Source organism: Bordetella tumulicola (assembly GCF_965138755.1).
Taxonomy (GTDB): domain Bacteria; phylum Pseudomonadota; class Gammaproteobacteria; order Burkholderiales; family Burkholderiaceae_B; genus Bordetella_A; species Bordetella_A tumulicola.
In genome coordinates this window covers 122,203-148,239 of the sequence record NZ_CBCSFP010000009.1, presented here as the reverse complement: position 1 = coordinate 148,239, position 26,037 = coordinate 122,203, and the positions used below count along the sequence as shown (strand labels likewise).

Below are 26,037 nucleotides of genomic sequence, written 5' to 3'. Positions count from 1 at the left end.
GCCCGAAGACGGAGCATTGCATGGCGCTCAATCGGGTATCGGGCCGTCCGTAGCTACGCGATAAATGGCGCTGTGCAAGCGACAGCGGCCGCCTGGATATCAGGGGCCTCGAAGAGCCCGGTGATGACCGCGATGCTGTCCGCACCCGCCTGGGCGACTTGGGGCGCCAGCGCCGGCGTGATACCGCCGATGGCGACCACGGCGGCGCGTGTCGAGTTACCCGATATCCTTGCATGGGCCTTGGCGTGCTCTGTCGCCAGGGCGCGTGCCTGCGCGAGCAGACTCAACGGCGCTTGCACCGCTTGCGGCTTGGTGGGGGAGGAAAATACCGCGCCAAACGCGATGTAATCCGCGCCGGCATCGAGCAAAGTTTGCGCTCGATCCAGTTCGTTGTAGCAGGATGCGCCTAGGATCAGGCCGGGACCCGCATCGGCGCGCGCCTGGGCCAGATCACCGTCGTCGCGACCCAGATGGGCACCGTCGGCGCCGACCTCCAGGGCAAGCCGCCAGTGATCATTGATAAGAAATACGACGCCCAACTCGCGGCACAGTGGCGCGAGTGCCCGGGCCTGTGCGGCGCGTTGCACAGAGTCGGCGTTTTTACGGCGTAGCTGGAGGGCGCGCATGCCTCCCGCGGCTGCGGTGCGCACGGCGTGGAGCAGGCGGTCAGTATCGTCCCATTCGGGGGTGACGCCGTACAACCCGGAGGGAAAGCGCAAAGCGGTCATGACGTTGCGATCCGGTTGGGGATGCGACGGCCCATGCCGGCCAGGAATGCCTTGGCCAGGGTTTCATCCGCGTGAAGCAAGGCCTGCTCGACGGCCTTGGGCATCTCTAGCCCCTGCGCCAGCATGGCCGCAGCCGCGACGGCTGCGACCCCACCCGTGTCGGCATTGCGATCGGGTGGGGGCTGCCAGGGCCAGGTGACGGTTTGACCGCCCGGGCCCAGTAGTACATTGGCATGATGTCCGGGGCGCACGGGAGAGCCCAGCACCAGGACCCACTGCGCGCCACCCGCCGCAAGGGCGTGCATGGGGCTGGGGGCGTCGCCGATGTTGATTTCGCCATCGGCGTGCCATTGCGCCAGTCGCAGATGTTCAACCACGACCAGATCGGTTTGGGGCAGCACCAGTTCGAGAGTGGCGGCCAGCAGGTCTTCGGCGTCGTCCTCTGCCGCGACGTCGGACGCCACCAAGCTTCGATGCCCCAGGTGCAGCACCAGTGGCACCTGACTGTAGTCAGCCGCGATCTGAGCTACCACGCTGGCGGTCTCGGCACTGTATAGTCCACCGACTTTAATGGCTTGTACCGGCATGTCTTCGAGCAGGCAGCGAGCCTGATCGTCGAGCAGTTCGGCCGAAATGGGATGGATGTCTTCGATTCCGGCAGTATCCTGCACGGTGAGGGCAGTCGCGGCGGCCAAGCCGTGGCAGCCCAGGCGGGCACTGGTTACTGCGTCCGCCGGGAGACCGTCGGCGCCAGAGGGGTCGACAGGGCCAAAAATCAGAATGAGAGGGGGAGTCACTGGGTCAAAGGCTGCGTGAAAAGACGGAGGTATTCCGGGCCACATGGCGGCAAATCGGGCAACCCCTATTGGGTTTCGGTAAGATTGCCCCATTCTAATGGATGCGACCTGTGCTTTGTCCGTGTTGGACAAGCCTGCCGCCAGTTGATGTAACAGAGAAAAGACAATTATGCGTACTTGGATGTGTTTGATTTGTGGCTGGGTATACGATGAAGAGTCTGGCTTGCCCGAAGAGGGCATTGCGCCGGGTACCCGCTGGGAAGACGTCCCGCCAAACTGGGTCTGTCCCGAGTGCGGTGCCCGGAAAGAAGATTTTGAACTGATGGAAATCTGAACGTGCGGGCGGTGCTGCCGCCTCACGGACGGCCCCAAGGGGGGGCTATGACCGACGAACATTACGATACGCACGCCAATGACGACGACATGTCGCAGGCGCCGGCCACCGATTTTTCCAACCAGTTCCTGATTGCCATGCCGCAGATGGTTGAGGGCAATCTGGCGGGTTCGGTCATTTATATTTGCGAACACACCCAGCGCGGCGCACTGGGGCTGGTCATCAATCGCCCTACAGACTTGACGTTGTCCGGCCTGCTGGAGCGCATCGACCTGAAGCTGGAAATCCAGCCGGTCCATGAGTCGCTGGTATTTTTCGGCGGGCCCGTGCAGACCGATCGTGGTTTCGTGCTGCATGCGCCGGCCGGAGACTACAGTTCCAGTATCAAAATGGGCGATCTGGCGCTGACCACCTCGCGCGATGTGTTGCAAGATGTCGCCGACGGCAATGGACCTGCACGCCTCCTCGTGACACTGGGGTATGCCGGCTGGGGAGCAGGCCAACTCGAAAGCGAGATGGCTCAAAACGCCTGGCTGAATGTGGGCGCCGACGCCAACATCATTTTTGAGGTGCCGCCCGAGGATCGCTATCCGGCCGCCCTGAAACTGCTGGGTGTGGATCCGGTCATGCTGTCCGGCGGTGCGGGGCATGCCTGAGGAAACGCTGCTGGCGTTCGATTTCGGTGAAAAGAAAATCGGCGTTGCGATCGGCAATACGCTGACCGGCCAGGCACGCCCACTCGAAATCATTTTCTCCGAGGTACGCGACGCCCGTTTTGGGCGAATCGCGCAGTTGCTAGAAGAATGGCAGCCCCACCGCGTCGTTGTCGGCCTGGCTTTGGCGTCGGATGGCGGCGAGCAACCCGCTACCGCACGATGCCGCCGCTTTGCAAATCAACTCCACGGCCGTTTTGGCGTGGACGTCGAGCTCGTCGACGAACGGGGCTCCAGCATGGAGGCCCAACAACTTCTGGGCACTCATGCCGCCGACGACGCCGTGGCCGCCACGGTCATTCTGCAACGCTACCTGGACGCGTTGCCATGATGGTTCACGCCAATCACAGGTATGATGCTGGCCGGCCAGCAGTACGCCCTGCGGGAGGGTGCGCCGTGGTCCAGGGAGCTTGAAACTTGTCATTACTAAAGTTGCCACGCGTTGTCCTGCGCCTGATTCTCGTGGCGCTGTGGGTAATTGTCGGCCTACTCTGCGTGGGCCTGGTATATCCATTCCTGAGCCTGTCCGCACGCGCCTGGCTCAACCGCTACTGGTCCCGTCGCCTCATGTCGTTCTGTGGCATCAAGGTAGTCGTCAGCGGCGAGGCATTATTGACGGGCCCCGTCCTGTGGGTCGCCAATCATGTCTCCTGGATCGACATTTTCGTCGTGAACTCCGTTCGCGCCACGGCTTTCGTCGCCAAAAGTGAAATTCGCAGTTGGCCGTTGGTAGGCTGGCTTGCCGCCGGCGCAGGCACCCTTTTCATCGAACGGGGCCAACGCCACGCCGTGCAGGCCGTCAGCGAAGCTGCCCAGGCCCGTTTCCGACAAGGCGCCGCCGTCGGCCTTTTCCCCGAAGGCACGACGAGCGTGGGCGACACCGTTCGCCCCTTCCACGCCAGCCTCTTCGAACCTGCCCGCATCGCCGGCGTTCCCATCCAGCCCGTCGTACTCCGTTTCCTGCATCACGGCCAACGCAGCCCGCTGGCGTCCTTCGTCGGCGAAGAAACGCTCGCAGCCAACATCTGGCGCGTCCTCGGTGAAACAGGCCTCTGCGTCGAAGTCGAATTCGTCGCACCTCTCAGCACGCAAACCGCCGAGGGTCAGCCCATGACCCGACTTGAGCTTTCTAAACAGGCGCGTAGTGCTATTTTGGAGCGGTTGTAGGTGAGTTCTTGAGGCGCCGTTGCAGGGCGAGCGTCGCGGGTCGGTCCCGCCCGGCCTGATCGAAATGGCTCGGGCGCGCCAGGAGGCGCCCTCGGTCCCCTGCGGGGACTGCCCATTTCTCAAACAGGCCGGGCGGGACCGACCCGCGACGCTCGCCCTGCAACGGCTCACAGAATCTGTAAGCCCTCGATCCGAGCAGACGTCTCACACGGGTTTTTTTGCATCACCACGGAAGTGTCGCGTGACGACTAACGGCTGAGGCATTTCTTTAATGCGAGTCCCCGTCAGGCTCGGCAATAGGNGCCATCGGCGTCATCGCGCGGGCTCGGCCCGTACCAGGGGCCGAGGTCCCGCTGCGCGGGACTACCCCGCGCTCAAAGACGCCGATGGCACCTATTGCCGAGCCTGACGGGGACGCCTTAAGAACGAAAACCTCAATTCAGCAAACGACCACTCCGCCGCAAAGCAGCAACACCTGTAGCTACCGCTACTTATCTGCCAACGGATCCTGAAACTGCGCACACTTGATTTGGACGAGCTTCTGATCTTGCAACCGCATGGCGGTGAGTTCGCCGCCCCAGACGCAGCCGGTGTCGAGGCAGATGACGTCGGGGCGTATGAGTAGGCCGAGCGTGGACCAATGGCCGAAGACGACGGTGACGTCTTGGGTCTGGCGGCCTTTTACGTCAAACCAGGGTACCAGGCCGGGTGGCCAAGCGCCGGGGGCGACTTTGGTGTTGAATTCCATTTGCCCTTGGGGCGTGCACAAGCGCATGCGGGTCAGTGCGTTGATGATGACGCGCAGGCGTTTGCCGCCTTTGTAGCCGTTCTTCCATTGTGTCGGCTCGTTGCCGTACATTTTTTGTAGCGCTTTTTTCCAATTCGGGCCGCGCAGCATTTCCTGGACTTCGTTGGCGAGGGAGAGTGTTTTGGTCACGCTCCATTTGGGCAGGACGCCAGCATGGACCATCAGGTGGTCATGTTCGAAGTGAGCCAGAGGGAGATGGCGCAACCAATTGATCAGGTCGTCGGCATCGGGGGCGTTCAGGATGTCATCGATGGTGTCGGATTTGGAAGGCTTGCGTACATCAGCGGCGGCGGCCAGCAGGTGCAGGTCGTGGTTGCCCAGGATGGAGGTGGCCCGATCGCCCAGCGCGATGATGCGTCGCAGGCTGGCGAGAGACTCTGGCCCGCGATTGACTAGATCGCCGGCAAACCAGAAACGGGCGTTGGGGTCGTCACTGAGGTCTGGGTGGGAAAGCAATTGCTCCAATGGCGCGCAACAACCCTGTACGTCGCCGATCATCCATATACTGCCGCCTGCTTTCATGCCGGGGTTTTTCTCCAAGGCCAGCGCGTCTGTATAAAGCGAGTCGTCGCGTGGCGATATTCCATCAGACTGAGGGCTCCCAGTGCCAGTAGCACGGCTCCTACGTTGGGTCCCAACGCGGTAAACCAGGGAGGCCATTGGCTGAGCATACCGACGTTCAGCGCTAATTGATTGAGCATGAAGAAGCCGACGCCCAGCAAGATGCCGACGAACACCTTGGCGCCTACGCCGCCGCGGCGTGTTTGCATAAAGCCGATGGGTGCGGCGATGGTGATCATGACAAGTAATGTGAACGGATAGGCGACCTTGCGCCACAGCGCGACGACCTGGCGGCTGGCGTCGAGCTGGTTGTAATTCAGGTAGGCGATGTAGTCGAGCAGAGTGCTCAAAGACATACGCTCGGGGGTGAGTACGCGTGCCAGCAGGCGGTCCGCGCTGAGTGTGGTGTCAAGTTCGCGCTGGGGGATTTTGGTGACTTGGGCGGGTGCGGAGGCAGGGGGTCTGGCGTTGGCCAGTGCTTGCGCGGCCGCATCGTCGAGACGGGTTTCGGTGACGTCTTTCAGTACGAGTTGATCGTTGCTAAACGTGCCGGTGGTGGCGGTCGACAGGCTGGTGAGCGCCAGGCCGGGCTTGAATTCGTACAGGGTTACGCCCTCGACGTTGCCGTTGGCGAGGAGTTTGCTGATGTTGATGATGCGGGTGCCGCCGTCGCGCATTGGTTCTTTGAACCAGTAGCCGCTGTCCATGCGCGAGCCACTGGCTTTGCCGCGAAACATCAGGCTGGCCTCGCCGCTTTTGATTTCGGCTGCGGGAGTGACGAACTCTGATAGCAGGGTGGCGCCGATGACGAGAGGCACGGTGATGATCCACAGCATGCACAATAGCCGTAGCCCGCTGACGCCTGAAACACGGAGAATGACAAGTTCGTTGCGCTGCGCCAGCCCGGCGAGCGCCAGGACGGCACCGATGAGCAGCCCGATGGGTAGCAGGTCGTAGAGGCGGGTAGGCAAGGCGAGCGCCTGCATATAAAGCAGGGCGAGCATGCTGAATTTGTCGCCTACGTTGTCCAGATCATCGACCAGCGCGAAGAACGTGAACAGTCCCAGCAGGGCCAGTAGCACCACTGCACAAGAGCGATAGATTTCGCGGGCCAGATAGCGGCGGGCTGTACGCATGTAAGAGTGAGTCGCGTTGGTATGCGCGTAAAACATGAAAGCTTACCAAAATCGCTCGCGACATCGACGATGTTTTGCATCGATGTGGCGAGATGGGGCTTTCGTGCGGTTAAGGAATGTCAACTTGTCGCATGCGACGGGTCAGGGTGGCGGTACGCGAATTCAGGTAGCGAGTGTTGCGGTGCTTGTCATAATAACGGGGGTTGGGCAGCATGGCCGCCAGGCGGGCCGCTTGCGAGGCACTCAGGCCATTGGCGTGGGCTTTGTAGTAGTGACGTGCCGCCGCCTCGGCCCCAAAGACGCCTTCACCCCACTCGGCGACATTCAGATAGAGCTCGAGAATGCGCTGTTTAGGCATGACGTGTTCGATCATGTAGGTCAGCACGAGCTCCTGCCCTTTGCGTGCGTAGCTGCGTGAACCCGACAGGAATAGATTTTTGGCCAGTTGCTGGGTGATGGTCGAGCCGCCGCGCATTTTGCTGCGGCCTTCTTCGGCCTGGTGCTGATTGTATTCCCATGCTTTGCGAATGGCATCCCATTCGACGCCATCGTGCTCGGTGAACTTGGCGTCTTCCGAGGCGATGACGGCGCGTTTGAGGGAGGAACTGATCTTGTCGTAGGGGGTCCATTCATACTGGAGTTCGGCATGCGGGTTGGTTTCGCGCAGGCGTGAGAGTTCTTGGCGCATGATTGAACTGCTGCCCGGGTCGCGATAGGCATACCAGACGACCTGGCAGAACATCCACAACTGGTAGATGATCACGAAGCACAGCAGTGCCATCAGGGTGGCGCCGATGACCCGGCCCCAGCGAATCCGGCGTACCGTCGAGTTGCGCGTGGCCATCCGGGTCAGCCCTTGGCCAGCAGCGCGGCGCGCAGTGTGGTCAACACCGCTGCGGCGTCGGGGCGTACCCCGTGCCAGATCAGGAAGCTTTCCGCCGCCTGGCCCACCAGCATTCCCAGGCCGTCCGCGCTGCGGGTAGCGCCATCGGCCGTGGCCTGTCGCATGAACGCCGTTGGCGCGGCGGCATACATCATGTCGTAGGCGAGAGCATCGGGGGCGTACAGGCGCGAGGGCAAGTCCGGGGCGGCACCTTGCAGGCTGCTGGCGGTGGCGTTGATGACGAGGTTCCAGCCGCCGAGGGTGCCGGCTTCGGCCAGCGAGCCTGCCGTCACGCGCGTGCGGGTCGTCGTGGGAGCGGCTACCCAAATGGCCGCCAGATCGTGGGCACGCTCGGGACTACGGTTGACGATGTGGAGTTGGGCGCAGCCTGCTTCAGCGAGAGGTTGCAGCACGCCGCGTGCCGCGCCGCCCGCACCTACAAGCAAGACGCGCGCGCCGATCAGCGTCACGCCCAGTCGCAGCAGGTCGCTCACCAGGCCGACGCCATCGGTATTGCAGCCATGCCAGGCGCCGTCTTGTAGCCATAGCGTGTTGACGGCCCCGGCTAGGCGGGCGCGTTCGCTTAAATGGCCGCGGGCCAGTTCAAAGGCCTGGGCTTTAAACGGCACGGTCACGTTCAGACCCAGGCCGCCCTGGTCGCGAAAGGCTTGTACCGTGGCCGCGAATCCATCGAGGGGCGCGAGCAGAGGCTCGTATTGCAGGGGTTTGCCGGTCTGTGTCGAGAACAGAGCGTGAATCTGCGGTGAGCGGCTGTGCGCCACGGGGTTGCCGATGACGGCGTAGCGGGGCAGTGGGCTGGACGAAGTCATGGCGCCTCGGTTTTTAGGGAGTCGTTGACGAAATGCCAGGTGCGGGTGATGACCAGGATGTCGGTGTCGCTCGCGATGTCGTCAGGCAGGGGCGGAAAGGGTGCCGCCAGTTGCACAATGCGTCGTGCAGCACGGTTCAGGACGGCATGTTCGGAGGGTCGGTCGATCTCGACATCCGCCACGCGACCATCTGCGTGGATCGAGACGGTGATCTGCAGCGAGCCGTACAGACGGCCGCTTGCCTGCTGTGGGTAATGCTGGGTGCCGGTGGCTTCGATGCGCGCGCGCCAGGCGTCCAGGTAGGCGGCATAGTGCGACGCCTGCGCGGACGGGGCCACGAAGGTTTTGCGTGGTTGTGCGTTATACGACTGGATACGGCTGGCCAGTGTGGCGATCTGGGCATTCTGGACGATGCCAGGTTGCTCGTGCACGTCTTCGCCCTGAACGGTCGCGTCGCGCCAGGGATAGACGGCCTGGCGTTCTGCTCCCACCTGGAACTGTGCCTGCAACTGCGTGAGCAGCCGCATTTGTTCGGCCTCGAGTTGCGCTTGGCGGCGGCGCATGGCCTGTAACACCAGCGTCTCGGAGGCCTCTCCCGTACGCGGTAGCGGTGTGGCGGCGACGCCTTGATCCGCATTCCCGCCACCGTCTACCTGGCTTTGCGCAATGACTTGCGCCTGGACAGGGGCCGTTTTGGTGTGGGCATTGACGAGTGTGATTTCCAGCGGCGCCGGCACGGAGATTTGAGTGGGCGAGGGCGCGCTCAGGCGCCACGCCAGCGCGCCGGCGTGCAGAAGTAGCGAGATCGCCAGACCGATCCGTAAATAGTGCTGGGCGGGCGCACTTAACCAGTGCAGCCACCCGCCTGGCGTCGAGTGAAAATCAGCAGAATGTTGCACACGCGCATTTTAGACGTCTGGACGCAGGTTCGTGGTGATCCGCTATCCAGTGGAGCCCCGGTTGTGCACGCAGGAATGCGGCTATAACCGGGCCGAGACAGATTATGAGTCCGTTGCGTTAACCAGTCCGACGTACCGGCAATCGAGCTCCAGCGCCAATTCGTCAAAGCCCAGAATATCCAGCTCGACGGCGGCGCCGCGCTCCAGTTCCGGCAGTCCGCCCACGCGAGTCACCAACGGTGCGTTGCTTAAGCGAACCAGATCGTCTCGCAACACGTGGCCTACAACGCGCGTGATGCCCTGTTGCTGCAGCCAGCGCAGGCACCAGTAGCGCTCCATGCTGTTCTGGAATTCGTTCCAGGCGGCGTACTGAGCATCGAATGCGCCGATGATGGCAAAGAGATCAGCGTCGCGCGGCTTGTAGGGCGCAACCAACCGCGCCGACACGCCATTGTCCACCGCGGCAATCAGTTGCCATTGATTGACCAGATCGACATAGCGTCGTAGTGGCGAGGTGCTCCAGATATATTGGGGCACGCCGATTGCTTCGTGAGGCAGCGCCTGGGTGCTCATGCGTACGCGGCCCGCCTGTTGCGAGCGATAAATGCCCGGCACGCCATGTTGATGCAGCAAGCCGCCCCACAGGTTGTTGGCCAGAATCATGTATTCGGCCACAAGGCGGTCTAGCGGCGCATTGCGTTGGCGGGGAACCAGGCGTACGGGCGTGTCCGGATTATCCGGATTGCCGTCCAGATAAAAGCTGTATTCCACTCGAGAATTGTTCTCGGGCTTGCCGCGCACCTCGTCGCGCCGTGCCGACAAGGACATGGCCAATTGCCAGAGCGGGCGCAGCCAGTGCCCATAGGGCAGCGGTGTATCGGGATCGCTCAGGGCGGCCTCGGTTATCTGGCCGTCCAGTTCGTTGTGGCGTAGATTGGCCCGCAGTACGACACGTTCAATACGCGTGTCGGACTCAAAGATTTCACCCGTGGCGGGGTCGGCCGTGACATACAGGGACAGGGCGGGGACTTCGCGCCCCGCGTCCAGCGAAAACGCCTGGATGACATTGTCTGGTTGCATCGGGATTTTCTCGCCAGGCATGTACACCGTGGACAGGCGGGCGCGGGCCAGCTTGTCCAGATCGCTGTCGCGCGTGACACTCAGCCCGGGGACCGCCACGTGAATGCCGACTCGAACGCGTCCGTCGGGCAATGACGTGACGGATAGAGCGTCATCAATCTCCGTGGTAGTGATGTCGTCCACCGAGTAAATTTCTGCATCGGCCAACGGCAGTTCGCGGTCCAGGGGCGGGACGGGAGTCTGCGGGAAGCCCGTGCCGCGAGGAAAGTGCGTGGCCAGAAAGCGGCGCTTGTGCAATGCCAGTGCATGCGGCCAGGCGCCCAGTTCGAGCAGCAGCCGGTCGGGGCTCTTGTGCAGGCGGGCGCATGCTGCGTCCAACGCCTTCCAGGGCATGCTGTTCTTGTCCGGCCGGATCAGCAGCGTTTCGGCAATCTGGGCGATTTCCTCGGGCAGGCGGCCCTCGGCCATTTCGTCCACCCAATGTTGCTGCTGTTCGGCCTGCTTCTGCTTCTTTTCCAGCGCGGCCAGGGCGGCCGCCAGGATATCGGGCGGGGCAGGGCGATAGGTGCCTTTACCGCGTCGATGAAAATAGGCCGGTGCGCCGTGCAGGCGCATCAGCAGAGCCGCGCGTTCGACCGCGCTGGGGGCATGACCGAAATAGTCGGCGGCGAGTGTGGCCGAGTCGAAGTCTTCCTGTGGCGCGCATTCCCACAGAAACTGCAGGTCCAGGGCCTCGGCGTCCTCTGCGGCTTGGTTGAGCAGAGCGCTGGGCGCGGGATCGGAAAACGTAAACAGGACGTTGGCGCGCTTGAGCTTGCTGCGCTTGCCAGATTCCGACTCCACCTGCAGGCTGGCGTCGGTTTCCGACATGATATTGCCAGCCTTGAAGCCGCCGTCTTCTTCGTAAAACACGTACATAATCAGTCCATCGAGGGCGCGATAGTCGCGCAGGCCCGCCAGAGTGGGGGGCTAATTAATTGAGTTTGAATCCGTTTGAGCGAAATCCAGCACCTCGGGCAGCCACTGCGCAAAGTCCGACAACCCATGGTCGCTACCCGGCACAATCCGCTGACGGCAGCCCGTGTAACAGTCACGCATTTCGCGCCAGTCCAGGACTTCGTCGCCTGTGGCCGCGATCAGGAAATAGCGTTCGGGCCGAGTGATGGCGGCCACCTGCGCGGCGGCCAGCTCATCCACATACTCCGCCCGGAACTCGAATGGCGCGTCGGAATGATACATGCGGTGCTGGCCCACCTGTGTGGCCAAATCGCGCGGGGCGTGAACGGCAGGATTGAGCAGCACGGCCTTGCAGTCTAATTGCTCGGCGAGCCACGTGGCATAGTAGCCCCCCAACGATGACCCAATAACGGTCAGGGCGCGGGGGGACGTCGCCGTTGCTAATTGACGATGCGCCAGGCTCATCGCCAGCGCCATCGCCGCCTTGGGGCTGGCGGGCAATTGGGGGCATTGCCAGTCGCGTTCGCTTGCCAAGCCGCGCTCGGCCAGGGTCTGGGCCATCAGGCGTGCTTTGAACGAGTCAGGCGAGGAGCGAAAGCCGTGCAGGTACAGGATCATGATACGTTTGCGTCCGGGACAGGGGCGCCGTTTTGCCGGGCCAGCGCATCGAGCAGCTTGCCATGCACCCCGCCAAAGCCACCGTTGCTCATGACCAGCACGTTATCGCCGGGGCGGGCCGCCTGGACGACGGCGCGGACTAGCGCGTCCAGGTCGTCGTAGCTGCTCGCTCGCTCGCCCAAGGGAGCAAGGACCTCGTCAGGGTTCCAGCCCAACGCGTGCTTGCCGCTGCGCGCGCCAAAGCAGAATACCTGGTCGGCCAGGCGCAGCGACTCGGGCAGGCGTGCGGCCATGGCGCCGAGCTTCATTGTGTTCGAACGGGGTTCCAAGACCGCCAGGATGCGTGCCTGGCCGACTTGTCGGCGTAAGCCCTCCAGCGTGGTCTCGATCGCCGTGGGATGGTGGGCGAAATCATCGTAGACCTTGATGTCATGGATGGTGCCGCGTAACTCCATGCGTCGTTTGACGCCGCCAAACCGGCTGAGCGCGTTGATGCCATCGATGGGGCTGACGCCGGCATGCTCGGCCGCGGCCAGCGCCGCCAGGGCGTTCAGACGATTGTGTTCTCCGCCGAGCGACCATCGTACCGTGCCGAGCGGCTGCCCATCACGCAGCACTTCAAAGGCGCCTTGCGCGTCCACCGGGCCGGCTTGCCAGGCGCCATCGGCGCCAAAACTCATGGTCTCCGACCAGCATCCGCGTGCGATCACACGATCCAGGGCTTCACTGCCGGTGGGCACGATGACGCGGCCCAGGCTGGGAATAGTACGCACCAAATGATGAAACTGCGTTTCGATCGCCGCCAGATCGGGGAAGATGTCTGCGTGATCGTATTCCAGATTATTCAAGATAGCGGTGCGCGGACGGTAATGCACGAATTTCGAACGCTTGTCGAAGAACGCCGTGTCGTACTCATCGGCCTCAATCACAAAAGGACGTACCGCCGGGTCGTAGCGCGCCGAGACCTTGAGGTCGTGCGCCACGCCGCCAATCAGGAAGTTCGGCCGTTGGCCGGTGGCCTCGAGGACCCAGGCCAGCATCGCGCTGGTGGTGGTTTTGCCGTGCGTGCCGGCGACCGCAAGCACGTGGGCGCCGGGCAGAATATGGTCGCCAAGCCATTGTGGCCCCGAGACATAGGGCGCACCTGCGTTAAGAATGGCTTCCATCAGCGGGTTGCCACGGGTGACGACATTGCCGATCACGTACAGGTCGGGAGCGAGCGCCATCTGGTCTGCGCCATAGCCCTCAATCAGTTCGATGCCTTGCTCGGCCAACTGGGTGCTCATGGGCGGATAAACTGCCGTGTCGCAACCTGTGACGCGATGCCCGGCGGCCCGCGCAATGAGCGCAAGTCCCCCCATGAATGTGCCGCAAATACCAAGGATGTGCAGATGCATGAATATTCTCCTGCGCGCATTGTAGAGGCAGGCCGGTATGTGTCGTCGTCTGCGGTTATGATCGGGCCATGAACCGTCGTCTATTTCTCTACGCAGGCGCGGCCGTCGCTGCCATGGCCGCCGGTGGCTTTGCCTATCGTGAATGGGGCCATCCGCCGCCCGCCGAGCCTGGTGCCGCGGATCCGGTGGCCGCCTTGCGTGCCCTGTCCTTGCCGGATCTGGAGGGCAAGCCACATACCCTGGCTCAGTGGCAGGGGCGCCCGATGGTGGTCAATTTTTGGGCAACCTGGTGCGCACCTTGCGTGAAAGAGATGCCCGAACTGCAGGCTTTGCAAGAAAAATACGCCGGCATCCAATTTGTCGGCATTGGCGTCGATAAAGTCGAAAACATGCGGCAATTTCTGCAAAAAGTGCCAGTGTCCTACCCACTGCTGGTCATGGGGCCGGGTGCGATAGATACTTTACGCACGCTGGGTAACCCGGCCGGGGGGCTGCCATTTACCTTGATTTTCGACGCAAATGGCGGTGTTAACCGTAAAATACTAGGTCAGATACAATTCGACGATCTTGACCGTACATTGAGTACACTTGCCGCTGCTTGATTGCGCATTTCCCGGTCCATCTTCATGCGTTACTTTATGATGATTGTTGGACAAATAGTGCGGATAGGCGTAAAAAGGCGGTTTATCGATAGTTTTGCCGACATTTCGGCTAGTCTCTGGCGCGATCCTTATGGCGCAACACATCCTGGTATTGCATGGCCCCAACCTGAACCTGCTGGGTTCACGCGAACCCCATATTTACGGCAGTCTGACGCTGACTGAGATCAATCAGGGGCTGGAAGCGCTGGCCGCGCAATTGGGTGCGGGACTGACCGCATGGCAAAGCAATCACGAAGGCGCATTGGTCGACCGTGTTCAGGCGGCCCGCCAGGATGGCACCGACTTTATCGTCATCAATGCGGGGGCTTACACGCATACCAGCGTCGCCTTGCGGGACGCCTTGGCAGCGGTTGCAATTCCTTTTATTGAAGTACATTTGTCGAACCTGTATAAACGCGAGTCATTCCGGCAGCATTCTTACCTGTCCGATCTGGCTGTGGGCATGATCAGCGGCCTGGGCGTTGATGGCTACGAGGCGGCAGTGCGTTATGCGGCACGGCACTAGTCAACGTTGCATTCGCTAGTCTTGATGCGGCATCGCAGTCTCAGTATTTTCACTTATCTCATATACACATACGATGCAGCGCGACTTTGATGAAGACGCGCTGACAACATTAATCGGGAAGCAGCTTCTATGGATCTCCGAAAACTCAAGACCCTGATCGACCTGGTGGCGGAATCAGGCATCGCCGAGCTTGAAATCACCGAAGGCGAAGGCAAGGTTCGTATCGTCAAGTTCTCGCAGACGCTGCAACCGGTGGCTTACCACGCTCCCGAGGCGGGTGCCGCGGCGCCTGCCCCGGCCGCGCCCGCCAGTGCCGCGCCGGCCGCCGAGGCGGCCCCGGTGTTGCAAGGTCACGTCGTCAAGGCGCCCATGGTCGGTACCTTCTATCGTGCGCCCAATCCTGGTGCCGGGCCTTTCATCGATGTCGGCCAGTCCGTCAAAGAAGGCGATCCGCTGTGCATTATCGAAGCCATGAAGCTGCTCAACGAGATTGAGGCCGACAAGTCCGGCGTCATTAAAGAGATCCTCGTCGAAAACGGCGAGCCCGTCGAATACGGTCAACCGCTGTTTGTCATTGGCTAATTGCGCATATGTTTGAAAAAATCCTGATCGCCAACCGTGGCGAGATTGCGCTGCGTATTCAACGCGCTTGTCGCGAGCTCGGCATCAAGACGGTGGTCGTGCACTCCGAGGCCGACCGCGACGCCAAATACGTACGCCTGGCCGATGAGTCCGTATGTATCGGGCCGGCCCCCTCGCGCGAAAGCTACCTGAGCATGCCGGCCATTATCTCGGCAGCTGAGGTCACTGACTCCGAAGCCATCCATCCGGGCTATGGGTTCCTGTCCGAAAACGCCGATTTTGCCGAGCGTGTCGAGAAAAGCGGCTTTGTATTCATCGGACCGCGTCCGGACACCATCCGTTTGATGGGCGACAAGGTCAGCGCCAAGCGCTCCATGATCGAGGCCGGTGTGCCGGTCGTGCCCGGTTCCGAAGGTGCGTTGTCCGACGATCCCCAGGAAATCCTGAGCGCGGCGCGCGACGTCGGCTATCCGGTGATCATCAAGGCCGCCGGTGGTGGTGGTGGCCGTGGGATGCGCGTGGTCTATACCGAGGCCGCCCTGCTCAATGCCGTGGCGATGACTCGTTCCGAAGCCGGCGCGGCGTTCAACAATCCCGAAGTCTACATGGAGAAATTCCTCGAGAATCCTCGCCACGTAGAGATCCAGGTGCTGGCCGACGGCGGTCGCAATGCGGTCTGGCTGGGCGAGCGTGACTGCTCCATGCAGCGCCGCCACCAAAAGGTCATCGAAGAAGCTCCGGCGCCCGGCATTGCCCGCCGCTTGATCGAGCGTATCGGCGATCGTTGCGCCGACGCCTGCCGCAAGATGGGCTACCGGGGCGCGGGTACGTTCGAGTTCCTGTACGAAAACGGTGAGTTCTATTTCATCGAAATGAACACGCGTATTCAGGTCGAACACCCAGTGACCGAGTTCATCACCGGGATCGACCTGGTACAGCAGCAGATTTTGATTGCCGCGGGCGAAAAATTCCTGCTGCGTCAGCGTGATATCGCATTCAAGGGCCACTCCATCGAATGTCGTATCAACGCCGAAGACCCGTTCCGCTTCGTTCCCAGCCCGGGCCGTATCACCAACTGGCATACGCCGGGTGGCCCTGGGGTGCGCATTGATTCGCACGTGTTCAACGGCTATTTCGTACCGCCTAACTACGACTCCATGATCGCCAAGGTCATCACGTATGGCGATACGCGCGAACAGGCGCTGGCGCGTATGCGTACCGCGCTGTCTGAAATGGTGGTGGAAGGCATTTCCACCAACATTCCTCTGCATCGCGAATTATTGCAGGACGCCCGCTTTATCGAAGGCGGCACCAGCATTCATTATCTTGAGCACAAGCTGGCCCAGCGCCCTTGATGCCAGGCGGGCCTTCGGGCCCGCTTTTGCCGGAATACATCGTCATGCGTGAACTCGTCCTTCATTGCCTTGAGGCGCAGGCCGAGGCACTCTCCGAGGCACTGCTCGAAGCCGGCGTCTTGTCCGTGTCCGTCGAGGATGCCGACTTGGGCACCGACGCCGAGCGTCCCTTGTTTGGCGAGCCCGGCACCGAGCCCGACGTGCAGGCCTGGGATCGCAATCGCGTGGTCGCGTTGCTGCCCGATGGCGCCGATCCGGCCCAGATCTACGAGCAAGCTACCGCCGAGGCGGGGCTGGATCCCATTCAGTTGGGCGGTTGGTCGCTGCGCGAGGTGCCCGATGCCGACTGGGTGCGGCTGACGCAGTCGCAGTTCGGCCCGATTCACATCGGCGAGCGTATCTGGATCGTGCCTAGCTGGCACCGTGACGATCCGGCTGTTTCGGCCGCCGAGACGCTTGCCGACGACGCCATCCATATCGAATTGGACCCCGGCTTGGCCTTTGGTACCGGCAGCCATCCCACCACGCACTTGTGCCTGGCCTGGCTAGAGGCCGAGTTGCCGGCAGGAGCGACGGTGCTCGACTATGGTTGTGGTTCGGGCATTTTGGCCATTGCGGCCCGTAAATTAGGTGCGGGCCCGACGGATGCGGTCGATATTGATCCCCAGGCGGTGCAATCGACAGCCGACAACGCCCAGATCAATCAGGTACAGTTACAGGCGTTGCTGCCCGATGGCTTGAACGATGGGGCTTATCAAGTCGTTGTGGCCAATATTTTGTCTAACCCCCTCAAAGTGTTGGCTCCCATGCTGGCGGGACGTGTGGCGCCGGGCGGCCAATTGGTGTTGTCAGGCGTGCTGGAACGCCAGGCCGAAGAAGTCGCCGCGGCGTATGCGCCCTGGTTGACGATGTCGGTATGGCAATCCCGGGATGGCTGGGTTTGTCTGCACGGGCGCAAGGCCTGAGGCACCACCAATCGGGGAGAGCTTCATGGCCATGACCACTCGCTGCCCGCAATGCAGCATTACATTCAAGGTCGTGCCTGATCAATTGCGGGTACGTAATGGTTTGGTGCGCTGTGGAGAGTGNGCGACCGTGTTCGACGGTCGCGCTTGCCTGGTCGCACAGATTCCCGAGCGTCTCGAAAGCACAGACGTTGCGCCAGCGGATTCGACTCCTTCCGTCTTGCCCGAGACCCCCCAGGTATCCAAGGCCCCTCCTATCCCGGAGTCTCTCCAGGCATCCAGAGGACCCGATACCCCCAAGCCTTTCCAGGTATCCGGAGAGCCCGCTATCCCCGAGTCTCTCCTGGTATCGAAGGATCCCGATATTCTCGAGACGCCCGTTGTCCTGACGGCGCCCTCCGGCCCTCCGTCCGAGCCGTTTATTGCCGCGCCCGCCGCGTCGGCGTCGCCGGCCGTACTGCGAGGGCGATCTCACATCGCCAGGCAAGATCCCTACCTGGGTGAGACGATCGAGCAAGACGATAGCGATGAGCTTGAGGCGGATGATCCCTATGTCACGGCCCGCACGACGCATCCCGGCAGCGGCCCGAGTGCCGCCGCTGACACGCGCGCCGTCGACGAACCGGACGACGCCGAAGATGAACACGGCCGAGGCGAACACGACCTGGACGAACACGACGTCGACAAGCATTACGTCGACAAGCATTACGTCGACGAGCGCTACGTTGGCGAGCGCTACGTTGGCGAGCGCTACGTTGGCGAGCGCTACGTTGGCGATGACGCGGATGCCGATCATCGCGATGCCGACGATCATTGTGACGCCGTCGGCGCCGNCGACGATGAGCACGCGCGCGTCAGCTACCACGCCCGTGATCACGAAGATCGCGACGAGAATACTCCCGTTATTCTGGGTGAGGCGCGCACGCGCTATCACGGCGAGACCGATGTCGGCCGCACGCCTCCCGAGTTTCTGGACCCGGATCACCAGGCGCGTCGCTCCTTCTTGCGTAGCTTGTGGGGTTACGCGTGTGTCATCGGGTTGCTGGTGCTGGCCGCTCAGTTGATTTTTGTCTACCGCTCGGCCATCGCCGGTATGTCGCCTGAGCTACGCCCCACGCTCGAGCGCCTTTGCGAGCCGTTGGGCTGCAAAATCGGTTATCCCCGACGCATCAAAGATATCGCGATCACGTCTTCGTCATTGCAGCCGCCGCGGGGCCGGGCGGGTGCTCCGGAGAATGGCCGCAGCGTGCTGGTGCTGCGTGCGTCGCTACGTAATCAGTATGATCAGCCGCAGCAGTGGCCTGCGCTGCGACTGGACCTGTCCGATCTTTCCGATACCGTGGTGATACGCAAGGTCTTGCTACCCTCGGACTATTTGCCCGCGGATCAGGCCGATCGGCCCTTTGAACCCGGCGCCGAGCTGAATATTGCGGTTCCTATCGAAATAGCCGGCGCACATGTCAACGGCTTTCAACTCCATAAGTTTTTTCCCTGAAGGATGACAGGCATGACGGCTTCTGTTCTGGTGTGTGGTTCGATGGCGTTCGATACCATTGCGGTTTTCGAGGGGCGTTTTAAAGAGCACATGCTGCCCGATCGTATCCAGTCGCTTAGCGTGTCGTTCCTCGTCCCCAAGATGCGCAAGGAGTTTGGCGGTTGCGCGGGCAATATCGCCTACAACCTGAAATTGTTGGGTGGCCAGCCGGTGCCGGTGGCCACCGTGGGCGAAGATGCGACGGACTATCTCGAGCGCTTTCGCACGCTGCAGATCGACACGTCGCGTTTGCGCGTCATGCCCGGTACTTTCACTGCGCAGTGTTTCATCACGACCGATCTGGATGACAACCAGATCGCGGCTTTTCATCCCGGGGCGATGGAGCTGTCGGCCCAAAACGATCTGACGGGAGCCACGGCCGCCTGGGCGATTGTGGCGCCCGACTCCAAGGCCGGCATGTTCGCACATGCCGAGCGTCTGCATGCCGCAGGCATTCCGTTCGTTTTTGATTTGGGCCAGGCGATGCCTTTGTTTGACGGGGCCGATCTGGATCGTATGCTGGGCTTGGCTCAAGTGTTGACGGTCAACGATTACGAGGCCGGCATTGTCGAGCAGCGGACTGGCCGCAGTATGGCGCAGATTGCTTCGCAATTGCAGGCCGTGGTCGTCACCCGTGGCGCCGAAGGGTCGACGCTGTTGACGGACGGGGCTACGATGCAGGTGCCTCCCGTGCAGGCCGCTGCGGTGGTCGATCCGACAGGTTGCGGCGACTCGCATCGCGCGGGTTTGTTGTATGGTTTAACCCAAGGTTGGAGCTGGTTGGACAGTTGTCGCTTGGCAAACGTGATGGGATCTATCAAGATCGCCTCGCGTGGCCCTCAGAATCACGCGCCCAGCCGAGGCGAGATTGATGCCCAGCTGCGGGCAGCGTACGGTATTGGCCTGCCAGCCTAGGTTAAAAAAGTTGCATGGTGTTTCGTGCCCATTTTTTCTTGTCCGGGCCGGAGTATTATCCGTAACATAGAATCGTGGTTACCGACCAAGGAGTCCACATGAGCCAAAATTTATCCACTTCTGTTCTCGCGCCTCGTACTGGCCGTTGGCTGGCGGTGGCTGCCGTTGTCACGTCGATGGCTGTGTTGGGCGGATGTGCCAATCACAGCGCTTCCAGCTCTGTGTATAACTACGATCAGGCGCAACGCGAGCAGATCGTGCGCAATGGCACGGTGACCAGCGTACGCCCCATCACCATCGAAGAATCCAAGTCCAGTGGCGTCGGCATGATTGCGGGTGGCGCGCTAGGTGGCGTAGCCGGCAACGCAGTCGGCGGCGGTACGGGCCGTGCACTGGCGACGGTGGGGGGCGCTCTGCTAGGCGCGTTGGCAGGTAATGCTGTCGAAAACCGTGCCGCTCGGGCTTCTGGCCTGGAGATCACCGTGCATCTGGATAACGGCGAAACCCGCGTGGTCGCCCAAGAAGCCGATGTGCCGATCAGCGTGGGTCAGCGCGTGCAGGTGATCAGTGGCGCCGGCCCCACTCGCGTGACGCCCTATTGATTTGCGTTGTTCGCGTTCAGTCAGGTGTGAAGCGGCCAGGATTGATCCGTCCGCTTCGCCCTGATCACGGATAACCGACAGCGGCAGGTACCCTTAAACGCCCATCCTCGGATGGGCGTTTAGCATTGGGATTAGATACCCAGCAAGCTGAAGGTCAGGCGAGACAGCATCATTAATACGATTTGCGCCAGAATCAACAACACCAGCGGTGAAAAATCGATGGCCGAGCGCCGGGGCAAAATGCGGCGAATGGGCTCCAGCATGGGGGCGGTCAGCGTCTGCAACAGGGGCATCAAGGGCGACAAGGGACTGATCCATGACAGCACCGCTTGTAGCAGGGTCAGCCAGATGATCAGGTTCAGTGCCCACTTGACCACCATCAACAGTGATGTTCCCAATGCGGCGGGCAGCATCGCGGCCGGGATCAGCGCACCCATAGAAACCAGCCACATCAAGATCAAATAGAGCAGGGCAGTGAGCCACGCCCCTACCAAGCTGGGCCAGTCGATGGCGTTGCCAGAGGGGATGAGCTTGCGGATGGGCAGGATCAGCCAGTTGGTGAACTGATAGATACCTCGTGCCAGCGGATTAAAGGGGTGTAGCCGTACGGCGTGGATCCAGGCGCGGGCAATCAGCGCGGCGCCAAACAGCGTAAAGGTGATTTCGAACAGAAAGCGGAGAATATCGCCGAGCATGTGTGAACAGTCGCCAAAGAGAATGATTTTAATTGTCGCATGACCACATGATCATGGCGTGCGTATCGCGACAGGCAACGCAAAAAGCCGCCAGGCCGAAGCCGGGCGGCTTTGAGGGTACTGCAGTGAACGACTCCGCCCGTATTACGGACGGCCACCCGTCGGGAAGGGCCACGACGCGGCGGGATTCACAGTGGTTTTTGCGCCTTGCGCCGCAGCAGCGGACGGTTTGGCAGCAGGCTTCTTGGCAGCCGCTTTTTTGGCCGGTGCTTTTTTGGCAACGGCTTTTTTAGCAACTGCTTTCTTGGCTACTGCTTTCTTGGCTACTGCTTTCTTGGCGGGTGCTTTTTTAGCAACTGCCTTTTTAGCAACGGCCTTTTTAGCAACCGCTTTCTTGGCTGCTGCTTTTTTGGCCGGTGCTTTTTTGGCAACGGCCTTCTTAGCAACGGCTTTCTTGGCTACCGCTTTCTTGGCCGGTGCTCTTTTAGCAACGGCCTTTTTGGCTACTGCTTTTTTAGCGACGGCTTTTTTGACGGCTTTCTTGACTGCTTTTTTAGCAACGACTTTTTTGACGGCTTTCTTGGCCGCTTTTTTCGCAACGACTTTCTTCACGGCTTTTTTCGCAGCCGGTCTCTTGGCTGCGACTTTCTTTGCCGCGACTTTTTTCACTGCGACTTTCTTTACGGCCTTTTTGGCCGGGGCTTTCTTAGCCGGGGCCTTCTTGGCTGCGACTTTCTTCACCGCTTTCTTGACGGCTTTCTTGGCTGTTGCCATGGTTATGCTCCTTAAGTTCAGGGGTCCCAGAACGTGAACCCGTGCAATGCCCCGTTTATTAACGAAGCATGCCCGGGCTATTCATCGGCGCATGCCGCTGTCCCTGCGGGCGACAGCTACTACGGTTTGCGCTAATGAATTCGGCACAGCCATTTGATATGGCCCCCGCAATCTCGCGAGCCATCTCAAATGGCGCCAGTAGGCAACCTTCTCAGGTTGCCTACTGCTTGGTAATGCGTATTCGAATACCTGGCCGACGGAGCTTTCATCGGATCATCGTGCAAAGCCACAGTGCGCGATGGTCCTATGTGCGTCATTCCCAGCTGAGCGTGCCGCCAGTCTGGTATTCAATTACGCGTGTTTCGAAAAAGTTGCGTTCCTTTTTGAGGTCGATCATTTCTGCCATCCACGGGAAGGGATTTTCTTCCTGTGGGTACAACGGCTCGATGCCGATTTGTTGGCAGCGGCGATTTGCGATGAAGCGTAAGTAGGATTTAAACATAGGTGCATTTAATCCCAACACACCACGCGGCATCGTGTCTTCGGCGTAAGCGTACTCGAGTTCTACCGCCTTTTGGAACAATGCGCGAATTTCTTCGCGAAATTCCGGCGTCCACAAGTGCGGATTTTCCAGTTTGACGGTGTTGATCAGGTCAATACCGAAACTGCAGTGCATGGATTCATCACGCAGGATGTACATGTACTGTTCCGCTGCACCCGTCATTTTGTTCTGACGGCCTAGCGCCAGAATCTGCGTGAACCCAACATAGAAGAACAGGCCTTCCATGAGGCACGCAAACACGATCAACGACTTCAGCAGTGTTTGATCGGCTTCGGGCGTGCCCGTTTTGAAGTTGGGATCAGCGATGGCATCGATGAACGGAATCAGGAACTGGTCTTTGGCGCGAATCGAAGGGACTTCGTTGTAGGCATTGAAGATCTCGGATTCGTCCAGGTCGAGGCTTTCGACGATGTACTGATAAGCGTGCGTGTGGATGGCTTCTTCGAATGCCTGGCGCAGCAGGAACTGGCGGCACTCAGGCGCGGTGATGTGGCGATAGGTGCCCAGTACGATGTTGTTCGCGGCCAACGAGTCGGCCGTGACGAAGAAACCCAGGTTGCGCTTGACGATGCGGCGTTCGTCTTCGGTCAGCCCGTTAGGGTTTTTCCAAAGCGCGATATCGCGCGACATGTTGACCTCTTGCGGCATCCAGTGGTTGGAGCAAGTGGCCAGGTATTTTTCCCAAGCCCATTTGTATTTGAACGGCACCAACTGATTAACGTCGGTCTCGCCATTGATGATGCGCTTGTCTGCGGCCTTGACGCGATGCGCCGTGGCGGTATCGCTCGCTGGTGCTGCCGCGGCGGCTGCGACCGCAGGCGGCAACGCCGAATCGGCGAACGCACCCGTGGCCGGGCGCACGGCTTGCCCGCCCGCTGCGGGAGCGGGCGATTGCGCCGGTTGCGTTGCGAGGTTGTCGTTTTCCCAATTAAGCATGAATGAATTCTCCGGAAGCGGTGGTGATTACTGGCAGGCTTCGCATTCTTCGAAACCAGGATCACCTGGACGCATCGTGCAAACCGCCCCGAGAACTTCGGGTTCCGGCAAAGCAGTAGCTGCCGCAGCGACTACCGCAGTCGTCTGGCCATTGCTGACAGCGTTCAACTCGCCGCCACGGCCCGTGGATTTTTCAGCGCTGGTGGCGCCGAGCGTGCGCAGGTAGTAGGTGGTCTTCAGGCCACGCTGCCATGCCAGCTTGTAGGTGTCGTCCAGCTTCTTGCCCGACGCGCCCGCCATGTAGATGTTGAGCGATTGTGCTTGATCGATCCATTTCTGGCGACGCGATGCGCACTCGACCAGCCAGTGCGGTTCGACTTCGAACGCAGTGGCGTAGAGTTCGCGAAGTTCGGAAGGCGCGCGATCGATACGGGACAGGCTGCCGTCGAAGTACTTGAGGTCGGCGACCATGACTTCGTCCCAGAGACCGAGTTTCTTCAGGTCACGAACGAGATAATCGTTAACGACCGTGAACTCGCCGGAGAGATTCGATTTGACGTACAAGTTCTGGTAAGTAGGTTCAATGCACGCAGATACACCAATGATATTGGAAATTGTCGCTGTTGGGGCGATTGCGATGCAGTTGGAGTTGCGCATGCCGTGTTCTTTGATGCTTGCGCGCAACGTATCCCAATCAAGTGTGCTCGAGTTATCGACTTCGACATGACCACCGCGTTCATCACGCAACATCGCAATCGTGTCTTGCGGCAAGATGCCGCGCGACCACAACGAGCCTTCGTATGAAGGATAGTGACCACGTTCTTGTGCGAGTTTGTTCGATGCCGAGTAGGCGTGATAGCAGATGGCTTCCATCGAGCGATCAGCAAATTCGACAGCGGCTTGCGATGCATAAGGAACGCGCATCATGTGCAGGCAATCCTGAAAGCCCATGATGCCCATGCCAACGGGGCGATGACGCTCGTTCGAATCCTTGGCTTTCTTGACGGCGTAATAGTTGATGTCGATCACGTTGTCGAGCATGCGCATCGCGGTGTCGACCGTGCGCTTGATCTTGTCGTGATCGAGTTCGAAACCACCGGTTGCCGTGGGTTTCATGTGAGCGACCAAGTTGACCGAACCCAGGTTGCACACGGCGATTTCCGAATCGTTGGTGTTCAGCGTGATCTCGGTGCAGAGGTTCGAGCTGTGCACCACACCGATGTGTTGTTGCGGCGAGCGGATGTTGCACGGATCTTTGAACGTGATCCACGGGTGGCCGGTTTCGAACAGCATCGACAGCATTTTGCGCCATAGCGACACGGCGGGCATCTTCTTGAAGAGCTTCAGTTCGCCGCGGGCGATCTTGGCTTCGTAGCCCAGATAGGCTTCTTCGAAAGCCTTGCCGTACTTATCGTGCAGGTCGGGGCAGTCGGACGGCGAGAGCAGCGTCCATTCGCCGTTTTCCATGACACGCTTCATGAACAGGTCGGGAATCCAGTTGGCCGTGTTCATGTCGTGCGTGCGACGGCGCTCGTCACCGGTGTTCTTGCGCAGTTCGAGGAATTCCTCGATGTCCAGGTGCCACGATTCCAGATACGTGCACACAGCGCCTTTACGCTTGCCACCCTGGTTCACGGCGACAGCGGTGTCGTTGACGACCTTGAGGAACGGCACAACGCCTTGGCTTTCGCCGTTGGTACCTTTGATGTGGCTACGCAGGGCGCGCACAGGCGTCCAGTCGTTGCCCAGGCCTCCGGCGTATTTGGCCAGGAGGGCGTTTTCTTTGATGGCGTCGTAGATGCCTTCCAGGTCATCAGACACGGTCGTCAGGTAGCACGACGACAATTGCGAATGCAAGGTGCCCGAGTTGAACAGCGTGGGCGTCGAGCTCATGAAGTCGAAGGACGACAAGATTTCATAGAACTCGATGGCGCGTGCTTCGCGATCGGCTTCGCGCAGAGCCAGGCCCATGGCGACGCGCATGAAAAATACCTGGGGCAGTTCGATGCGGGTGCCGCGGATGTGCAGGAAGTAGCGGTCGTACAGCGTTTGCAGGCCGAGGTAGCCGAACTGCAGGTCGCGGCGTGCGTCCAGCGCGGCGGCGATACGCGGCAAGTCGTAGCTGCCCAACTTGGCGTCGAGCAGGCCGCCTTCGATACCGCGCTGGATGAAGGTAGGGAAATACTCGGCATAGCGGGTCGCCATGTCGGCTTGCGAGACTTCTTCGCCCAGGACTTCCTTGCGGATCGTGTGCAGCAGCAGACGTGCCGTGACTTGACTATAGGCCGGGTCTTTTTCGACAAGCGCGCGCGCGGACAGGATCGCGGACTTGAAGACCTCGTCGACGGGGATGCCGTCGTACAGGTTCTTGACGGTTTCTTTCAGGATGGCTTCGGCGTCGATGAATTCGCTCAAGCCTTCGCCAGCCGCTTCGATGGTGGTGCGCAGAGAGATCAGGCTGAGCGGCCGGCGCACGCCGTTGTCCACCACGTTCAGGTGGCTTTCCTCGTCTTGGGCGGGGGCGGCGGCATGATCTTGCACTTGCGAGGCGGCGCGTTCTTGTGAGCGTTTTTCGCGGTACAGCACATAGGCGCGTGCGACGTCATGCTCACCCGAGCGCATCAATGCCAGCTCGACCTGATCCTGGATGTCTTCAATATGAAAGGTGCCGCCATTCGGGCGGTTGCGCACCAGGGCGTTGACGGATTGGGTGGTCAGCGTTTCGACGAGTTCGCGTACGCGCGCCGACGCGGCGCCCTGGCCACCATTGACTGCCAGGAACGCTTTGGTCATGGCGATGGCGATCTTGCCGGGTTCGAAACCGACGACCGAGCCATTGCGGCGAATGACGTTATAGCTGGCCCATTGTCCGCCGTTGGCGTCTGCAGGGGATTCGGGATTGGTGGGCGGCACGGCGGAGGGCCGGGTCACAGAGGCGATCGTTGTCTGCATGGAAGCTCCTGTGGAAATAACGTGAAAGAGCACGGGAGGCCCCGTGCCGGATGCTGAATGTATCTGAATGTTTGAGGGTCTAGCTGCGCA

26 protein-coding genes and 2 pseudogenes are annotated in these 26,037 nt (G+C 60.8%); 14 read left to right on the top strand and 14 right to left on the bottom strand.

Annotated elements, in window-relative coordinates; all coding sequences use genetic code 11:
• Positions 1 to 53: 53 nt before the first annotated feature.
• Both thiE and ACNAZS_RS19915 read right to left on the bottom strand, forming a co-directional pair.
• Entirely contained in the window at positions 54 to 728 is a 675-nt protein-coding gene (gene thiE, locus ACNAZS_RS19920; protein WP_415792236.1) for a thiamine phosphate synthase, read from the bottom strand.
• Positions 725 to 1,570, bottom strand: a complete 846-nt coding sequence (locus ACNAZS_RS19915) for a hydroxymethylpyrimidine/phosphomethylpyrimidine kinase (RefSeq protein ID WP_415792235.1) — start codon at positions 1,568 to 1,570, stop codon at positions 725 to 727. Before ACNAZS_RS19915 ends, thiE begins: the two co-directional genes overlap by 4 nt.
• Positions 1,571 to 1,694: 124 nt before the next feature.
• On the opposite strand from ACNAZS_RS19915, the gene ACNAZS_RS19910 reads away from it, so the two are divergent.
• The 4 genes from ACNAZS_RS19910 to ACNAZS_RS19895 all read left to right on the top strand — a co-directional run bounded on the left by ACNAZS_RS19910 (position 1,695) and on the right by ACNAZS_RS19895 (position 3,739).
• Positions 1,695 to 1,859, top strand: a complete 165-nt coding sequence (locus ACNAZS_RS19910) for a rubredoxin (RefSeq protein WP_094819754.1) — start codon at positions 1,695 to 1,697, stop codon at positions 1,857 to 1,859.
• Between the two features lie 89 nt (positions 1,860 to 1,948).
• Positions 1,949 to 2,515, top strand: coding sequence for a YqgE/AlgH family protein (locus ACNAZS_RS19905; protein ID WP_415792305.1), 567 nt, complete (start codon positions 1,949 to 1,951; stop codon positions 2,513 to 2,515).
• Positions 2,508 to 2,903: a Holliday junction resolvase RuvX gene (gene ruvX, locus ACNAZS_RS19900; RefSeq protein WP_415792234.1), complete on the top strand. Its 396-nt coding sequence runs from the start codon at positions 2,508 to 2,510 to the stop codon at positions 2,901 to 2,903. The genes ACNAZS_RS19905 and ruvX overlap by 8 nt, the downstream gene beginning before the upstream one ends.
• Positions 2,904 to 2,989: 86 nt before the next feature.
• Positions 2,990 to 3,739, top strand: coding sequence for a lysophospholipid acyltransferase family protein (locus tag ACNAZS_RS19895; protein ID WP_415792233.1), 750 nt, complete (start codon positions 2,990 to 2,992; stop codon positions 3,737 to 3,739).
• A 487-nt stretch (positions 3,740 to 4,226) separates the two neighbouring features.
• On the opposite strand, the gene ACNAZS_RS19890 is transcribed toward ACNAZS_RS19895, so the two are convergent.
• From ACNAZS_RS19890 to mpl, 8 genes are all read right to left on the bottom strand, one after another.
• The gene (locus tag ACNAZS_RS19890; RefSeq protein WP_415792232.1) at positions 4,227 to 5,069 is read right to left on the bottom strand and encodes a symmetrical bis(5'-nucleosyl)-tetraphosphatase; all 843 of its coding nucleotides are present in this window, start codon (positions 5,067 to 5,069) and stop codon (positions 4,227 to 4,229) included.
• Positions 5,066 to 6,244, bottom strand: a complete 1,179-nt coding sequence (gene lptG, locus ACNAZS_RS19885) for an LPS export ABC transporter permease LptG (protein ID WP_415792304.1) — start codon at positions 6,242 to 6,244, stop codon at positions 5,066 to 5,068. Before lptG ends, ACNAZS_RS19890 begins: the two co-directional genes overlap by 4 nt.
• 109 nt (positions 6,245 to 6,353) lie before the next feature.
• Positions 6,354 to 7,088, bottom strand: a complete 735-nt coding sequence (mtgA, locus tag ACNAZS_RS19880) for a monofunctional biosynthetic peptidoglycan transglycosylase (protein WP_415792231.1) — start codon at positions 7,086 to 7,088, stop codon at positions 6,354 to 6,356.
• Positions 7,089 to 7,093: 5 nt separating this feature from the next.
• Positions 7,094 to 7,957 (bottom strand): shikimate dehydrogenase, encoded by an 864-nt coding sequence (gene aroE, locus ACNAZS_RS19875; RefSeq protein ID WP_415792230.1) that lies wholly within the window; start codon positions 7,955 to 7,957, stop codon positions 7,094 to 7,096.
• On the bottom strand, positions 7,954 to 8,856 hold the full coding sequence (locus tag ACNAZS_RS19870) for an energy transducer TonB (RefSeq protein WP_415792229.1): 903 nt from the start codon (positions 8,854 to 8,856) through the stop codon (positions 7,954 to 7,956). The genes aroE and ACNAZS_RS19870 overlap by 4 nt, the downstream gene beginning before the upstream one ends.
• A 102-nt stretch (positions 8,857 to 8,958) precedes the next feature.
• Positions 8,959 to 10,854, bottom strand: coding sequence for a ribonuclease catalytic domain-containing protein (locus tag ACNAZS_RS19865; protein WP_415792228.1), 1,896 nt, complete (start codon positions 10,852 to 10,854; stop codon positions 8,959 to 8,961).
• Between the two features lie 51 nt (positions 10,855 to 10,905).
• Positions 10,906 to 11,511 carry a YqiA/YcfP family alpha/beta fold hydrolase gene (locus ACNAZS_RS19860; RefSeq protein ID WP_415792227.1) on the bottom strand — a complete coding sequence of 202 codons (606 nt, stop codon included), beginning with the start codon at positions 11,509 to 11,511 and terminating at the stop codon, positions 10,906 to 10,908.
• Positions 11,508 to 12,908 carry a UDP-N-acetylmuramate:L-alanyl-gamma-D-glutamyl-meso-diaminopimelate ligase gene (mpl, locus tag ACNAZS_RS19855; RefSeq protein WP_415792226.1) on the bottom strand — a complete coding sequence of 467 codons (1,401 nt, stop codon included), beginning with the start codon at positions 12,906 to 12,908 and terminating at the stop codon, positions 11,508 to 11,510. The genes ACNAZS_RS19860 and mpl overlap by 4 nt, the downstream gene beginning before the upstream one ends.
• A 68-nt stretch (positions 12,909 to 12,976) precedes the next feature.
• Here mpl and ACNAZS_RS19850 point away from each other — a divergent pair, with 68 nt between their 5' ends.
• The 10 genes and pseudogenes from ACNAZS_RS19850 (at position 12,977) to ACNAZS_RS19810 (ending at position 20,028) form a co-directional block, all read left to right on the top strand.
• A complete protein-coding gene (locus ACNAZS_RS19850) occupies positions 12,977 to 13,510 on the top strand; it encodes a TlpA family protein disulfide reductase (RefSeq protein WP_415792224.1) in 534 nt (177 codons plus the stop codon).
• A gap of 130 nt (positions 13,511 to 13,640) precedes the next feature.
• Positions 13,641 to 14,075, top strand: coding sequence for a type II 3-dehydroquinate dehydratase (aroQ, locus tag ACNAZS_RS19845; RefSeq protein ID WP_415792223.1), 435 nt, complete (start codon positions 13,641 to 13,643; stop codon positions 14,073 to 14,075).
• A 129-nt stretch (positions 14,076 to 14,204) separates the two neighbouring features.
• On the top strand, positions 14,205 to 14,657 hold the full coding sequence (accB, locus tag ACNAZS_RS19840) for an acetyl-CoA carboxylase biotin carboxyl carrier protein (RefSeq protein WP_415792222.1): 453 nt from the start codon (positions 14,205 to 14,207) through the stop codon (positions 14,655 to 14,657).
• A gap of 8 nt (positions 14,658 to 14,665) precedes the next feature.
• Positions 14,666 to 16,012, top strand: coding sequence for an acetyl-CoA carboxylase biotin carboxylase subunit (gene accC, locus ACNAZS_RS19835; protein ID WP_415792221.1), 1,347 nt, complete (start codon positions 14,666 to 14,668; stop codon positions 16,010 to 16,012).
• A gap of 44 nt (positions 16,013 to 16,056) precedes the next feature.
• Positions 16,057 to 16,977 carry a 50S ribosomal protein L11 methyltransferase gene (gene prmA, locus ACNAZS_RS19830; RefSeq protein WP_415792220.1) on the top strand — a complete coding sequence of 307 codons (921 nt, stop codon included), beginning with the start codon at positions 16,057 to 16,059 and terminating at the stop codon, positions 16,975 to 16,977.
• A pseudogene (locus ACNAZS_RS19825) lies at positions 16,943 to 17,100 on the top strand (zinc-ribbon domain-containing protein); the annotation flags it as partial. The gene prmA and the pseudogene ACNAZS_RS19825, both read left to right, overlap by 35 nt.
• 1 nt (position 17,101) lies before the next feature.
• Positions 17,102 to 17,810: pseudogene (locus ACNAZS_RS26750) on the top strand (hypothetical protein); the annotation flags it as partial.
• 170 nt (positions 17,811 to 17,980) lie between these two features.
• Positions 17,981 to 18,472, top strand: coding sequence for a DUF3426 domain-containing protein (locus ACNAZS_RS19820; protein ID WP_415792303.1), 492 nt, complete (start codon positions 17,981 to 17,983; stop codon positions 18,470 to 18,472).
• A 12-nt stretch (positions 18,473 to 18,484) separates the two neighbouring features.
• On the top strand, positions 18,485 to 19,426 hold the full coding sequence (locus ACNAZS_RS19815) for a carbohydrate kinase family protein (protein WP_415792219.1): 942 nt from the start codon (positions 18,485 to 18,487) through the stop codon (positions 19,424 to 19,426).
• Positions 19,427 to 19,524: 98 nt separating this feature from the next.
• Positions 19,525 to 20,028: an outer membrane lipoprotein gene (locus ACNAZS_RS19810; RefSeq protein ID WP_415792218.1), complete on the top strand. Its 504-nt coding sequence runs from the start codon at positions 19,525 to 19,527 to the stop codon at positions 20,026 to 20,028.
• 131 nt (positions 20,029 to 20,159) lie between these two features.
• On the opposite strand, the gene ACNAZS_RS19805 is transcribed toward ACNAZS_RS19810, so the two are convergent.
• From ACNAZS_RS19805 to ACNAZS_RS19790, 4 genes are all read right to left on the bottom strand, one after another.
• Positions 20,160 to 20,723 carry a YggT family protein gene (locus ACNAZS_RS19805; RefSeq protein WP_415792217.1) on the bottom strand — a complete coding sequence of 188 codons (564 nt, stop codon included), beginning with the start codon at positions 20,721 to 20,723 and terminating at the stop codon, positions 20,160 to 20,162.
• A 144-nt stretch (positions 20,724 to 20,867) separates the two neighbouring features.
• Positions 20,868 to 21,497, bottom strand: coding sequence for a histone H1-like DNA-binding protein (locus ACNAZS_RS19800; protein ID WP_415792216.1), 630 nt, complete (start codon positions 21,495 to 21,497; stop codon positions 20,868 to 20,870).
• A 313-nt stretch (positions 21,498 to 21,810) separates the two neighbouring features.
• Positions 21,811 to 22,995 carry a ribonucleotide-diphosphate reductase subunit beta gene (locus tag ACNAZS_RS19795; RefSeq protein ID WP_415792215.1) on the bottom strand — a complete coding sequence of 395 codons (1,185 nt, stop codon included), beginning with the start codon at positions 22,993 to 22,995 and terminating at the stop codon, positions 21,811 to 21,813.
• Positions 22,996 to 23,022: 27 nt separating this feature from the next.
• Entirely contained in the window at positions 23,023 to 25,947 is a 2,925-nt protein-coding gene (locus ACNAZS_RS19790; RefSeq protein ID WP_415792214.1) for a ribonucleoside-diphosphate reductase subunit alpha, read from the bottom strand.
• Positions 25,948 to 26,037 lie beyond the last annotated feature (90 nt).